The organism is Candidatus Bathyarchaeota archaeon, assembly GCA_026014745.1.
Classification (GTDB): Archaea; Thermoproteota; Bathyarchaeia; order Bathyarchaeales; family Bathycorpusculaceae; genus Bathycorpusculum.
In genome coordinates this window covers 235447-248892 of the sequence record JAOZHS010000003.1, presented here as the reverse complement: position 1 = coordinate 248892, position 13446 = coordinate 235447, and the positions used below count along the sequence as shown (strand labels likewise).

The 13446-nt window shown below is 41.4% G+C and carries 13 protein-coding genes and 1 tRNA gene; 8 read left to right on the top strand and 6 right to left on the bottom strand.

Features of this window, described 5'->3' with window-relative positions; all coding sequences use genetic code 11:
- Positions 1–219: 219 nt before the first annotated feature.
- Positions 220–1845, top strand: coding sequence for a B12-binding domain-containing radical SAM protein (locus NWE92_12480; protein MCW4030448.1), 1626 nt, complete (start codon positions 220–222; stop codon positions 1843–1845).
- Here NWE92_12480 and NWE92_12475 read toward each other — a convergent pair.
- Positions 1842–2732 (bottom strand): tRNA (adenine-N1)-methyltransferase, encoded by an 891-nt coding sequence (locus NWE92_12475; GenBank protein ID MCW4030447.1) that lies wholly within the window; start codon positions 2730–2732, stop codon positions 1842–1844. The two genes, NWE92_12480 and NWE92_12475, sit on opposite strands and share 4 nt — an antisense overlap.
- Positions 2733–3306: 574 nt before the next feature.
- On the opposite strand from NWE92_12475, the gene NWE92_12470 reads away from it, so the two are divergent.
- The 4 genes from NWE92_12470 to NWE92_12455 all read left to right on the top strand — a co-directional run bounded on the left by NWE92_12470 (position 3307) and on the right by NWE92_12455 (position 5783).
- Positions 3307–3379: transfer RNA gene (locus NWE92_12470), tRNA-Ala, on the top strand.
- A gap of 245 nt (positions 3380–3624) precedes the next feature.
- The gene (locus NWE92_12465; GenBank protein ID MCW4030446.1) at positions 3625–4296 is read left to right on the top strand and encodes a site-specific integrase; all 672 of its coding nucleotides are present in this window, start codon (positions 3625–3627) and stop codon (positions 4294–4296) included.
- 52 nt (positions 4297–4348) lie between these two features.
- Positions 4349–5260, top strand: coding sequence for a site-specific DNA-methyltransferase (locus tag NWE92_12460; GenBank protein ID MCW4030445.1), 912 nt, complete (start codon positions 4349–4351; stop codon positions 5258–5260).
- Entirely contained in the window at positions 5232–5783 is a 552-nt protein-coding gene (locus NWE92_12455; protein ID MCW4030444.1) for an HNH endonuclease, read from the top strand. Before NWE92_12460 ends, NWE92_12455 begins: the two co-directional genes overlap by 29 nt.
- Positions 5784–5790: 7 nt before the next feature.
- Here NWE92_12455 and NWE92_12450 read toward each other — a convergent pair whose 3' ends face one another.
- Complete coding sequence (locus NWE92_12450; protein ID MCW4030443.1) at positions 5791–6855, bottom strand: DUF262 domain-containing protein; 1065 nt, start codon at positions 6853–6855, stop codon at positions 5791–5793.
- 113 nt (positions 6856–6968) lie between these two features.
- Between NWE92_12450 and NWE92_12445 the strand changes: the two genes are divergently transcribed.
- Positions 6969–7721, top strand: coding sequence for a TIGR02391 family protein (locus NWE92_12445; protein MCW4030442.1), 753 nt, complete (start codon positions 6969–6971; stop codon positions 7719–7721).
- 136 nt (positions 7722–7857) lie between these two features.
- Here the strand turns inward: NWE92_12445 and NWE92_12440 are convergent, their stop codons facing one another.
- Both NWE92_12440 and NWE92_12435 read right to left on the bottom strand, forming a co-directional pair.
- On the bottom strand, positions 7858–8139 hold the full coding sequence (locus NWE92_12440) for a hypothetical protein (protein ID MCW4030441.1): 282 nt from the start codon (positions 8137–8139) through the stop codon (positions 7858–7860).
- The gene (locus NWE92_12435; protein ID MCW4030440.1) at positions 8140–9165 is read right to left on the bottom strand and encodes a hypothetical protein; all 1026 of its coding nucleotides are present in this window, start codon (positions 9163–9165) and stop codon (positions 8140–8142) included. It lies immediately after the preceding gene.
- A gap of 762 nt (positions 9166–9927) precedes the next feature.
- Between NWE92_12435 and NWE92_12430 the strand changes: the two genes are divergently transcribed.
- Both NWE92_12430 and NWE92_12425 read left to right on the top strand, forming a co-directional pair.
- Entirely contained in the window at positions 9928–10851 is a 924-nt protein-coding gene (locus NWE92_12430) for a hypothetical protein (GenBank protein ID MCW4030439.1), read from the top strand.
- A gap of 447 nt (positions 10852–11298) precedes the next feature.
- Positions 11299–11988, top strand: a complete 690-nt coding sequence (locus NWE92_12425) for a hypothetical protein (protein MCW4030438.1) — start codon at positions 11299–11301, stop codon at positions 11986–11988.
- A 99-nt stretch (positions 11989–12087) separates the two neighbouring features.
- Here the strand turns inward: NWE92_12425 and arsB are convergent, their stop codons facing one another.
- Together arsB and NWE92_12415 are read right to left on the bottom strand one after the other, a co-directional pair.
- Positions 12088–13149, bottom strand: coding sequence for an ACR3 family arsenite efflux transporter (gene arsB, locus NWE92_12420; GenBank protein ID MCW4030437.1), 1062 nt, complete (start codon positions 13147–13149; stop codon positions 12088–12090).
- A 109-nt stretch (positions 13150–13258) separates the two neighbouring features.
- Positions 13259–13420 (bottom strand): hypothetical protein, encoded by a 162-nt coding sequence (locus tag NWE92_12415; protein MCW4030436.1) that lies wholly within the window; start codon positions 13418–13420, stop codon positions 13259–13261.
- Between the last annotated feature and the right edge of the window lie 26 nt (positions 13421–13446).

The window sequence follows — 13446 nt, the reverse complement described above, 5'->3', positions numbered from 1 at the left end:
AGAAAATGTTCTTTGCAGACTAAATGCTCTACACAAATACAGAAACACCATCCGCACAAGCGCGCGGGTCTATTTTGAGCAAATTTTTTTGATTTCAAGAACCAACTTAAGCGATTCTAGCGGCAAGTACGGTATATTTTGTAGTCGTTAGCGATACCTTGATAGTAATTCTTAAAAGGGCTATGAAACAATCATTATTTTTACGCGAGGAAGACAAGGTTGCAAACAGCATCGGGCAAAAAAATCGTTCTCACAGCGTCCGCAACAGAAATGAGTGATTTTCTCAATAATCCCTTCATTGCGTTCGTAGGTGGATTCGGTAAAGGCCCCATCCCCCTGTCCTACGTACGCAAAACCCTCTACCCCAGTTGCGGGGACAAAAATAATAGGGAAGCGCAATACGCCCCCTATGGGCTTCGAAAAGTTGAATCCATACTTATTGAGGGCGGTTTCAACCCTGACGACATTGCCGTCGTGCACCCTGAAAACCTTGAATACTTTGTGGGTCCTGACACTAAAGTCGTCGGCATCTCCAGCATGGACCCCACCGGTATGGGCTATGTAAGCAAAACCTACAGCTCAATCGTAGGCGGCGGCGAACCCATGAACCGCATTGAATTCCGCAAACTCGTCACCAATCCTGCCCTAAAAAAGTACAAGCCGAAAATAATTGTGGGCGGATATGGTTCATGGCAGCTTGAGCGTCAACATGTTTCTGAAAGTTACGGCGTGGACTGCGTCCTTATGGGCGGTCGACCTAAAGTAATTGTAGAGGTCTTCAAAAAAGCTCTAAACGGGGAACTGATTCCACGTATTGTTAAAGCGGATGAATCTTTAGATAACTGGAACTACAACGCTGAGATGCCCATAACCAAGCATGTTGCTATTCATGGCGCGGTCGAAATCTCCAAAGGCTGCGGTCGCAACTGCCAATTCTGCACCCCGACAATGCAGCACAAAATTGATGTGCCGCTTGAAAAAATCATGTCTGAAGTCGCCCTAAGCACTGCTCAGGGCAGCGACCACATCACGCTAATCACCGAAGACCTATTCCTCTACGGCGCAAAAGACCCCAAATTTGTTCCAAACCGGGAAGCCGTGGTGAAACTTTGTAAAAGCGTCGCAGACTATCCGGGTGTAAAAAGCATCCAAGCCGCCCACATGTCTTTGGCGCCGGTTTGGCATGATCCCCAAATGATAAAGGAACTTGCCGAAGTCCTTATCGAGAAAAGCTGGTATAGCTTCGGCAAAAAACCCATAATCACCGCCGAAACCGGCATCGAAACCGGCAGCCCTCGTCTCATGAAAAAGTACATGGGGGGCAAAATGTTGCCGTTCCAGCCTGAACAGTGGCAAGACGTCGTTACCAACGCGTTTGGTATTTTAAATGATAATGACTGGTTCCCGCTTGCTACGCTTATCATCGGGTTACCTGATGAGAAAGAAGAAGACATGCTTCAGACGTTGGAGTTGATGGATAAACTCAAAGACTACAACGCGTTTTATGTGCCGTTGTTTTTTGTGCCGCTGGAAAACTGTGTGCTCATGAAACAGAAGGGCACCGAAATGGATTCGCTATCAAAGGCTCGTTGGGACTTCTTCATTAAATGCTGGGAATACAACGTTAAAATCTGGAAACCCACCTTCCTAGAAAACCGCATCAACAACCCGATGCTCTACAAAACCTTTGACCGCGTGGTTATCCCCTACTTTGGCAAAATCCTTGGTGCATACTACGGCTTAACCCGCGGCGGAAGCGGCGAACAATTCAAACAAGCCGTCTGGCAACTAAGCATGCCAATGCCAGACAACGGCCGAAAAGTAAAAGGGAAAACAAAAACTTAGGCAGTTTCTTCTTCTGCCAATTCTTCTATTTCTTGTGTTAGATTTTCAGGTTCTGCCTCAGGCACCTGATTTTGTGGGGCTGGTTCTTCTTGGGGTGGTTTTATGATTTTTCTTGCGTGTGTAATGTAGCCGGTGTGTCCTGTCATCATGGTGTTGGGGCGGGTTTTTCCGCGTTCCACTTGCATGGTGCGCATGAGCAGCTCGATGGTTTCGATGAAAACAAACCCGTTTTCACGCATGGCTTCGGTGGTGCGAACAACCTGGTCGATGGTGGGACTAAACGAAACTAAGATTCCTGAGGGTTTTAGTGCGGTGTAGGCATGGGGAACAACAAGCCAGGGAACTGCAAGGTCTAAAATCACTGCGTCTACGTCGCGTTCTTGGTAGCCTAATGTTACATCGCCAGACTTCATTTCAACGCGGTCAATTAGTTTGCTTCGTTGGAGGTTTTTGGCGGCGTTTTTTTGGAATTCTTCTCGAAGCTCATAGGTGTAGACTTTGCCCGTGTCACCGACGTAATGCGCCAGCGCGGTGGTTAGTGAGCCTGTGCCTGTGCCTGATTCGACGACGCGGCTGCCGGGGCCAATTCCGCTAAGCATGACGATAAGCGCGGCGTCTTTGGGGTATATGATTTGGGTGTTGCGGCTGGATTTCATAATGTAATCGGTTAGGGAGGGTTTTAGGGTGGTGAAGTTTATGCCGAGGCTGCTTTTGATTGGTTCGCCGTATTCTTTGCCGATTAGCTCGTCAAGTTTTAGGTAGCCCTTGTGGGTATGGAAGGTTTGTCCTGCCTGCACCTTAATCATGTAAGTGCGCCGTGCATCAAGATAGATAAGCACGTAATCGCCATCTTGGATTTTCTCGTTAGCCAAAGACTTGTTCCTCACGCGAAGAAAATGCGGCGCCAACATTTAAGCTTTGAATCCTTTTCTGCCAAAACGGTTTTGAAAGTGACATCCTGATTTACCCTTGCCTTTGGAAGCGGATATTTCTACTGGTTTTCAACATGCTTGTTTTTTGCCAATAGTGACCTACCCCCCTTAGGTTTCTGCATAGAACCACTAATAGGATCCAAATAGGCTACAAATAGGTTCGCTGGACCTCCAAAATGCTATCGTTTTTATAATTTTCATTTTCGTCTAAATGGCGCTAATTGTAGTTTTGTTGTACAGATAAGCAATATCAATCAATAATTCACATCATTTATATTCAGATTTTTTAGAAACTGTACGTATGCGCTCTAAAAATGAGGTCAAAGAAGACAGGGTGTTTGAAAAACTCCCAAACTGCGGCTACTCAAATAAAGCCTGCGAAGCCATCTTTGACTGGTACCACCGATAAGCACAAGAACACATTTCTGAGTGCCTACGCTGGGAAGAGCCCGAGACATATTTTTTGTTAAACAAGCAATCACAAACCGAAACCTCTAAATTCACAATCCAAACTATTTCCAGCAAATACGGGCCGGTAGATCAGCGGTATGATCGCCGCGTTCGCAACGCGGAAGTCGCGGGTTCAAGTCCCGCTCGGTCCACTTTTACCCCCGCTCGCCCCCATTTTGAATCCGCTCAAACGTTAGAGGTTATTTTAGACCTTAAAAAGCAAGGGAAAGCAGAAGACACCATAAACGGCTACAGCAGAAGGCTAAGGCACCTTGCAAAAAGCACCAAAATAAACAACCCAGAGCCTGTCAAGGAATACATTACTAATCTGCAATCAAGCAATGCGAACAAAGAAGCATACGCTAACGCATACGACCACTTTGTAAAATTCTACGGCTTGAAATGGGAAAAACCATTTTTTACAAGAGAGGAAAGACTCCCAAATGTACCAACAACCGAACAAGTCAACGCTATAATCGCGACTTTTACCAGAAAATACGTAACCATTTTTAGCATATTAAGAGACACAGGACTAAGACCAGTCGAACTACATAGGCTACGACTAAAAAATATTAATCAAGAAAACGGAACGATAACACCAAAAACAGCCAAGAATGGAGCCGCAAGAATTCTAAAGCTACCACAACCAACCTTGGCAATGCTTAAAGAGTACCTTACAAAGTGCTGCTTTAAACAAACAGATGTTTTGTTTCCCCCAACAAAAAAGCAATGCCATATATGGGTTCTTAGAAGAAATCAATTGGCCAAGAAACTCAACCAACAAGAGCTAACCAAGTTTAGATTATACGACTTAAGACATTATTACGCAACAATGCTATATGCGAAAACTAAGGATATCCTACTTGTAAAACAACAACTCGGACACAAACGAATCGAACATACTCTAATCTACACTCACTTAATCAACTTCAAAACCGACGAATACATTTCAAGGACTGTTCAAGTAGGAACGCCCACGACACTAAAAGAAATGTGCGAATTAGCTGAAGCAGGCTTCACTAAATTTACAGAGATAGATGGATACCAAATATTCAGAAAACCAAAGTAGCTAAACTTTCAAAAAAAAGAAAATAAAGCGATTATCTATCAGAAAAAGTTAAATGAAAAAGAAAAAACCTCTACAGAGAGAAACCGAAATGCAAGAGCCCTTCTTCAAAAACCCCAAGGTTACAATCGTTAACGAAGACGTTCTTACAACAAAACAATTAGATAAAGAAACCATAGATCTAATCATAACCTCACCGCCCTACAATGTTGATATTAAATACAATAATCATAACGACAAAATCTCATACGAGGATTATTTGGAATTCTCGAATAAATGGATGACTCGATGTTTTAATTGGTTAAAGAACGATGGGCGTTTTTGCCTCAATATACCGCTTGATAAAAACAAAAATGGCCAGCAAAGTGTTGGAGCAGATTTAACAACAATTGCCAAAAAAGTTGGATTCAAATATCACTCAACAATTGTTTGGAACGAAGGTAATATATCGCGAAGAACTGCATGGGGTTCATGGATGAAAGCTTCAGCACCTTTCGTTATTGCCCCTGTAGAGTTAATTGTAGTTCTCTATAAGAACAGTTGGAAAAAAACAAGCGGCAGTAAGATTTCAGACATAGCTAGAAAGGATTTTATGGATTGGACAAACGGATTATGGACTTTTAATGGAGAAAGTGCAAAAAGAACCGGCCATCCAGCACCGTTTCCGATTGAGCTCCCCCATCGCTGTATAAAACTATTTAGCTTCGTTGATGACTTAATATTAGATCCATTTTTAGGCTCAGGAAGCACCATAGTAGCTGCCACATTAGATAACAGAAGAAGCATCGGCATAGACATAGACTTAGAGTACTGCAAAATAGCAAAGAAACGCTTAATTGACCAAGCACATATATTTGAAAGCGCTCTTGTTAAGCAAGAGGAAAACAATGGGACTAAAAAGCGTAGACGAAAACAACGGATCCCAGTCAAACCTACTAATGGAATACTTCAAAAAGAACCCAAATAAGAACATACCTCATCCGGAAATAGTTGATTGGGCAACTGCAGAATGGCTCAAACGAACCGGTAAAATCTTACGTGACCCAGATCGAGCCATACGAAAATTATCACAAAGCGGATTATTAGTCAAAGTATCGAAAGGCATTTATCGATATGAACCAGAGTTTGTTCAAAAAAGAGATTTAGAAGATTTTACTCCAGTGCAAAAAGAAGAAATTATGAAACGTGATGGATACAAGTGTGTTATTTGCGGAAGAGGACGAGAAAACGGCGTCGAATTACAAGTAGATCATATTAAACCCAAAGACCAAGGCGGAAAAGCTACAATCGATAATGGTGAAACACTTTGTGCTCAGCATAACTTCCAGAAGAAGAATTATAAACAAACTGAATCAGGTAAAAAATACTTTATACGATTGTACGAAAAATCGAAAGCAATCGAAGATAGTCAAACAATGGATTTTTGTAGACAAATATTAGAAGTCTATGAAAAAAATAAAGTTAATGGACATATTGAATGGAAAAAATAAAGATAGTTTAGGGTTTATTAGAATACTTAGAAATAATTTCATGGAAGTATTTTACCCTTAACTCTCGTCTTTCCTTGTGCCTAATGCCCCCAGCTACACTTTCTTTATAATCTTCCGGTTGGTTTTCAATGAAATTCAATAATTCCTTTTTGATAGTCAGCGAATTCTTGGATATGTTGTGACTTGGGGGAAACAGCCCGAATGCAAGTAATAAACTAATAAAATGTGTTCTTTTACTGAAAAGTGAATCCTCTAAGTCCTTTTTAGTAAAAATGTCCTTAATATTGGTTATAATTGATTTGACTTTCTCTTTAAGAGCTATACTTTCGGCGTCTGCTATCTCTTTTTTACTCCAAAGGAACGATTCTAAATCAGCCTTATTGCCACTATCCACCTTTCCTCTATGGAGACAATTCAATAAGTCCACAATATCGTCTAATGGAAGCATTCTCTTGATTTGCTCTTCCGTATAAACAGCTGCAACATAAGATTTCTGAAGTTTTTGAGTGTCTGTATCATCATAATCTCTGTAATCACGCTTGGTTGGAAAATCAAAAACATTTTCATAAATATCGCGAATTAAGGTAAGAATTTTTGTTCCATAGTACCGACTATTCCACAATTCCATATTTGTTAGCTTAATACCCGTGCGGTTTAACCGCTCAAATAGGAAAACAATATCCGGAGTGGTGAAATCAACCATGTAGTGACCACTCAACTTATAAATAATTATTTTTTGTTGAGTTTTGCTATCCAAATCCTTGAAAAGATATTGTTTATCACCTATTTCGATTGTATATTCGTTGTTAAGAAAGCGATATATCGCCTTTATACGCTGTTGACCATCTACTACATAATGTATACAAGCACCCTTCTTGCTATCGTACTCTTCCGTAAGATAGAACTTAGGAATAGGAATTTTTCTAAGTATTGAATCAATTAATAACCTTTCATCTTTTAAGGTCCAGATGTACCCTCTCTGCCAATCGGGATCGGGAATTATTTCACCGCGGTCATACTGACCTTTTATATCTCCAACTTGCGCTTCCCAAGGATTATAATCAACAACCATTAAGATACACCGCTAATCTGTAGGTCTATCTTCGTTATATCTGTTTAGAAAGAGGAGATAAATTCGTTAAATCTTTATAGCTAAAAATAAAATAAAGGAGGGCTGGATTGCATATGACTGACACGACCAAGCTCCCTGAGCTCAGGGACCAGATTAAAAACATCACTACATTAATCACTCATGTCGCTGAGGGAAGAATTGAAGCAAACGACAAAGAGAAGGAATATACAGCATTAAGCAAAAAAATTGACGAAAACTGTGTTGCCTGTGGAATCAAAGTGCCCAAACAGTTTCCATCTTTAACTGACTTCTTTGTATTTTTCCGTTCGAAGCTACAGACTACTGAAGAAAAGAGCAATTACGCGAATAAGATTTACGAAAAAACTTTAGAAGATATTACTAATGCTCAAGAAAAAACCCAGCCTCCAATAACCAAAGAAGACGAAAAAGCCCAAGCCCTATTCGAACAAATAATAACACATCCGGAAATCAAAACAGTATCTGCAGGGCTGTTTAATGGCAGAAATTACCGTAATGCTGTTTTAGACGCGGCAATTAGACTAGAAGAAATGATAAAAAAGAAAGCTAATTACCCCAAGGACAACAAAGGACGAGAGTTATCAGGAGTCAGTTTGATGCACCGAGTATTTGATAGCCAAAATCCCATTCTCAGTTGGACAAAAAATAGTACACAAATCGATAAAGATGAATTAGATGGATACAAACTAATTTTCGCAGGAACGGTACAAGGTATTCGAGATACAAAAGCACATGCAATATTTAACATAAGTCCTATGAGAGCCCTCAAACTTCTAACGCTAATAGTGGTTCTCGCAGAACTTGTGGATTCCGCAAGTATAATATAAACTCATGCTAATGCTGCAAGCTGAATTAGTTAACTAACAATCGCTCCGCTCGCTGGCGCTTCGCGTCGCTCTTGCCAAACGGAACGCAAAAGCCAAACGATAACCAGACGCGGAACCTAACCTTTATTGATCAGCGCTACCAACCCTGCTTATGCTTTTTCAAATCAGGCGCAAGTAACCAAACAGTTTCACCATTTTCTTTAAGAGGCATCCAGAAGTTGGTTTTATAATCGCTCTTCATAGAGTCATGCTGAAAAACCATTGAACCATAGTAACATGCAGGCTCAAGTTCATGTTTACATAAAGGGCAAAGTAACTTACGGGATTCATAGGTTATGTGTAACCGTCGATAACTCAGTGAACCAAACCAAACAAAGCCACGCACACGACTTTTAACTACGCAAGCGGAAATGCTCATTTACCGAACTCCCTTCTTGATTGCCATATGCGAAAGTTGGTACCATGCTGTTGCAAAAACAGATTTGCGCTCATCAGTTACTTTGATGATGTAGCGGTGTTTCTCAAAACTCTGTCTCACCCTATTTTCAAAACCATCGCAGGAAGCACAGAAACGGTTATCCCCGTGTTTCTTAACAATTTTACCGCTACCAGCACGATAGACTTTCTCGGTCTTAGTGCAATGCCGACACTTTCCATAACCACCCTCAATAAAACCAAGAATATGTACATGAGGCGACCAATAAAACCCGTAGGGAACGCCCTTCTCTATCGATTCAATGTAATCAGCGAACCTGAAACCGTGGAAACAGAAACCGCCATTGATAATTCCCACTTCAGCGACTATTGAGCGCCACTTTTTGCACCACTTCTCGTGCTCAAACTCAGCCAAATTATAATCAGACTGAGGAGCCGAAACGATAACGTGCTGAGGCTCACCCAAAGGCGCATGATATACACCTTTACTGTCTTTTCCGCCCGCTGATGCTTTTTCAATTCGCTGAGAAATATGCTCAGCTTCCCGCAAACATGCACCCTTCAAATAACAAACTGGACACGAATAGCTATGACACCACGTATGAACCATGTGGACAAAAACTTCTCCAGCATGATGCACACCCAACAGGTCCGCTTGAGCGTGCAATTCAACACGGTTACAAATATCATGTCTTCTCCATTGACCACACTTCCAATTAGTTTTCTCCCCATGACCAACAACAATCCAGTTGCCATGCTCGAAATGAAAAACATCAGGGTTGCCCATGTCGCCGTGTAATTGCTCGTAAGCGCAATAATCACGCCACTTTGCGTCAAAATTGTCATACTCGGGAAAATAAGGAATCCACTTAGTCGCACCAATACCACCCATGCAAAACAACAAAAGCCCAAAGCCTGCCAGATACCCGCTGAGAGAACCAGCAAAACCTACAAAACAGATAACTACAAACACGACCTTTATCGAAGAAACCCACCACCATTTAGACATGCAAACGCCCCCCACGCAAAACAGCCACCTTAAAACCATCCTTAGGCTTAACCCACGGAGGCAACCGACAACAACGCATAGCGGAATATTGATTACCCTTACCTTGACAAGTAGCACGTTGCAAAACGGAATCGTACTTTAAGCAACTCAAACGTTTGTAAGGGCAATCAGGAATAAAATTACTGTTAGAAGATTGAATTGAAGCGTGATTCTTTTCTGATGTTTGGAACATGGTGTGGACATCCTAAGCAAACCTCCTCCAAGCACCCAAACAATCCATTCCCATGCCCATTTCCAAATTCAATATTCCACACGGAGCAAGCGTACACGAAGGTAACGTCAAAGCGCTCCAAACATCAACATTCCATATACAGGCAACCAAATTCCATAATCCATTGGTGCGTGGATTTTTGCTTAAAAAAAGCTACCCCTAAACTGCTATATAAAACTTAACCCGAAGCAAAAAAGCCTACATCCAACCCATCAACGCAACTCAAACCATTTAAATTTAAAAAAATTAAAGTAAATGCACACACGAAGGGAGTAGCCTCGGTCCCGACTCCCTCTTGCCCTCTGGGGCAATTCACCCACCGTCTCTAAGGAATAATTGAGATAGTGACGAGTTCCCCCTCTTCACCCCTAAATCCCCTTCCCCGCCGTCGTAGGGAATAGGGGACTTGCGCTTATGCAAAAATTATTAACCCCTGAATTGCAATAAACGATATTTTAAGTTACTAAAGAAATCGATGGAGCGGATGAAGAATGGGCATCGAGGAGAAAATGATTGAGCGACTCTCTTTCATAAAATATCTTGTTACTTTAGGTACTGAAAAATCCAAAGAACCCGAACCCTTCTGCTGGGTTTCAATATTGCACTTTCATGATGCGGTCGAGCTATTTCTTGAGCTCTCAGCCGAGAAATTGGGTGTTTCAAAAGGAGTAAAACAGCTACACTTTGGGGAATATTGGAATAACATAAATCCAATTTTACAGCTTAATGGAAAAAATGAGCTAACGCAAAGAATTCAAATCGAGAAATTGAACGGTATACGGGTAGCACTTAAACATCACGGGACACCGCCGTCCAGTTCTGCAATTGACGAGGCGAAATATTATGTGTTTGCTTTTATGGTTGAAAATACTGCGACAGTTTTCGGAACAAACTTTGATGAAATATCACTAATTGATATGGTTGGTTGCGAAAAAACAAGAAAAACACTTTCTATTGCGAAACAACTTCTCAAAGACGGCAAAAAAGAGGACGCTATGGACAAAGTAGCTATTGCTTTTGAAGAGTTAATTCATGATTACGAGGATAGAAAACGCGATTCATACGGACGATCGCCATTCTTCTTTGGGCAAGACATGACTTTCTATTATAACGAAATCACGGATAGAACAATCACAAATGCGATAGCAGATTTACAACATGCTGTAAAAATAATCAGTCTAGGGCTTGATTACCGAAAATATAGCCATTTCAAGCTATTAACAGCCCGTGCGGTGTCTCTTAGAGGGGAGTCAGACGCCTATATCCAGCGTCTTCCAAGACGAACTGAAGACCCCTCAGAAGAAGACTTTAGCTTCTGTTTTGACTTCATAATTCAAAGCGCGATTATTCTCAAGGAATTTGATATTGACATTAGACCAAGACCTAAACGTTCATTGGTGGATGTGTTTGGATAACTGATTTCTATCTTAAAGTTTATAACTAGACATCTACAATAACAATGCAGGGATTAAAATGAATGAACAAACACCCCCTGAGAAATTAGATAGGCTATTTGAGGCGGGTTCAAGTCCCGCTCGGTCCACTTTTACCCCCGCTCGCCCCCATTTTGAATCAGCTCAACCCTTAGAGGTAATTTTGACCTCAAAAAGAAAGGTGTTGCATCGGTCCCGACTCCCTCTTCTCCGCCAGTGGTAGAATTCACCCACCGTCTCTAAGGAACAGTTGAGGTATGGACGAGTTCCCCCTCTTCACCCCTAAATCCCCTTCCCCGCCGCCGTAGGGAAATAGGGAACTTATTGTAAGCAAGGATTCTGCCCTGCCAGCAAAACAGTAAACAATCAAAATCGGCTAATCGTTTCGATGGAATAAAAATATAAGCTCTAACCGTGAAAATACAACACATGGCTAGAACACCTAAGATTAAGGTAATAATTTGCTGTTTGCTTTGGTTCATAATCTTAATCTCAGGACTTGAAATAGTTGATGGCTATTCCGAAACTTACACACGAACTTTGCAGGCACGCTATCGGGGTTACATGGATGAGGCGTTCACTCTTTGTAAATTGCAAACTGGAGACCGTATTGAAGCATCTTTCACTATAAGCAATCTTGGACCATACACAGCGACAGTCCCTAATGATCCAAACCTTATCATTTCCCGTGACGCTTATTATAAATTCAATATCTCGTTTGCTTTCGAAGAAGAGAGGGGAACTACCCCCCGTTCTATTCTTAACTTCCCGGATACCAAAGGAGATTCATTTAGTTATACCGCGTCTAAGAGCGGAATGTACTGGATTCATTATTGGTATTCGGGTGGTGTATACGTTGACGCCAAAGATCCTGAATTTACGATTAACTATGATATAATTAAGGCTCAAACGCCTGCCCCCATAACACCCACACCTACAGTGCAATCCACTGCCAGCCCCACAACACAGCCAACAACCGCCTCACAGATTCAATCTGAAACTTACCCGCAAGTCTATATCTTTAGTTTTGTTGTTGCCATTTTATTAGCCATTGGAGCTTTAATAGTGGTACTGTTCGGTCGAAGAAGAAAAGCTAAGCTACATTCTCAAAGCCTTTAGGTTGAGAACTCGAAGTAATCATACAACTTAAAGTTTATAACTAGAAACCTGCAAATACGACACAGGGATTAAAATGAATAAACAAAGAACCCAAAGAAATTAGATAGGTGGGTTAGTTATGCTCTTTGGTTTTCGCGGAAAATATTTTCTTGTCCTTAGCCCAAGTTTAACAAGAGAGAGCATAAGCGGCACTTCTAATAGTGGTCCGATTACTGTTGCCAAAGCCGCATCCGACCCAATTCCATAAAGTGTGACAGCTACTGCTATAGCGACCTCGAAGTGGCTACTGCTACCTATGATTGTGGTGTCAATGGCGCTTTCATATTTCCAGCCTGAAAAGTAACCTAGCGGATAAGTCCAAAGAATCATAATAGCGTAATGTATCAGCAGAGGCACTGCAAGTAAAGCAACCAAAACAGGGTTAGTCAATATGGTTTTACCCTCAAAGGAGAAAAGAACAATCAATGTTAGCAGCAAAGCAACTATGGAAATTTTGCCAACTACCGGATTGTATTTGTCCTTAAACCACTCCTCCCCTTTCTTACGAATAATGAGGCGGCGAGATAGCGCTCCAGCGCCAACGGGCAAGGCAATAAACACTAAAACGCTTATAGCAATCAAATCCCAAGGAACAGGGATACTACTAACGCCCAAATAGATTGCAGCTAATGGAGCATACAACCCAAGCATCAGAAGTGCATTAAAAGCTGTATTAATCAAGCCTTGTGCCATATCCCCTCTGGCCAGAAACATCCACCACATAACCATAGCAGTACATGGAGACAAGCCTAAGAGGATTAAACCAGCAACGTATTGCGGATTTCCAGCAAAAAACACGTTTGCCAAGAAAGTCATAAGCGGTGGAGCAATAATCCAATTAGCTATAATTGTAACAATAAGCGGCTTAGGGTTACGCGCAGCCTTTTTAACGTCACTAAATTGTATTCCAACCACAGTCGGATACATCATAAAGAAAAGCAATATCCCGATTGGAATGGACAGTTTAGCGAATTTGAGGGAATCCATAAACTGACCGAAAGCAGGAATAAACTGCCCCACAAGTAACCCCACAACGATACACAGGGCTATCCATAGAGTAAGGTACTTTTCCCATAACCCCAAGGATAATTCCTTTTTAACGTGACCTTCTTTGTTGTTCACCTTATCGCTTTCCACGAAAATAGCGTTATCTCAGGCTTACATTATTATAACTTTCCAAATTTATAGATTGATTTGTACCTTAATTAGCCAATTAATAACCAATCATTAGTTAACCAAGCGTTCCTCTTATTGGATCTGCCTTTAGTCTAAGAAAATCCATGGCATCCTCATAATCAAGGCAGCTGTCGCCAAATTTTTCAGGATTAGTCAGAGTACAGTGTCCGTCTTTGTTGTTAATGCAGGTTTTTCTGTCACAAGAAAGCTGGCTCAAGGACTCTCCTCAAAAACAACAAAGCT

What these genes read in the sequence shown, in the direction of transcription:
- NWE92_12455 (MCW4030444.1), top strand. Translation starts at nt 5,232, where the DNA reads ATGGAATACTTCAAAAAGAACCCAAATAAGAACATACCTCATCCGGAA.
- NWE92_12450 (MCW4030443.1), bottom strand. Translation starts at nt 6,855, where the DNA reads ATGGTTGTTGATTATAATCCTTGGGAAGCGCAAGTTGGAGATATAAAA.
- NWE92_12440 (MCW4030441.1), bottom strand. Translation starts at nt 8,139, where the DNA reads ATGAGCATTTCCGCTTGCGTAGTTAAAAGTCGTGTGCGTGGCTTTGTT.
- NWE92_12445 (MCW4030442.1), top strand. Translation starts at nt 6,969, where the DNA reads ATGACTGACACGACCAAGCTCCCTGAGCTCAGGGACCAGATTAAAAAC.
- NWE92_12425 (MCW4030438.1), top strand. Translation starts at nt 11,299, where the DNA reads ATGGCTAGAACACCTAAGATTAAGGTAATAATTTGCTGTTTGCTTTGG.
- NWE92_12460 (MCW4030445.1), top strand. Translation starts at nt 4,349, where the DNA reads ATGAAAAAGAAAAAACCTCTACAGAGAGAAACCGAAATGCAAGAGCCC.
- NWE92_12435 (MCW4030440.1), bottom strand. Translation starts at nt 9,165, where the DNA reads ATGTCTAAATGGTGGTGGGTTTCTTCGATAAAGGTCGTGTTTGTAGTT.
- NWE92_12430 (MCW4030439.1), top strand. Translation starts at nt 9,928, where the DNA reads ATGGGCATCGAGGAGAAAATGATTGAGCGACTCTCTTTCATAAAATAT.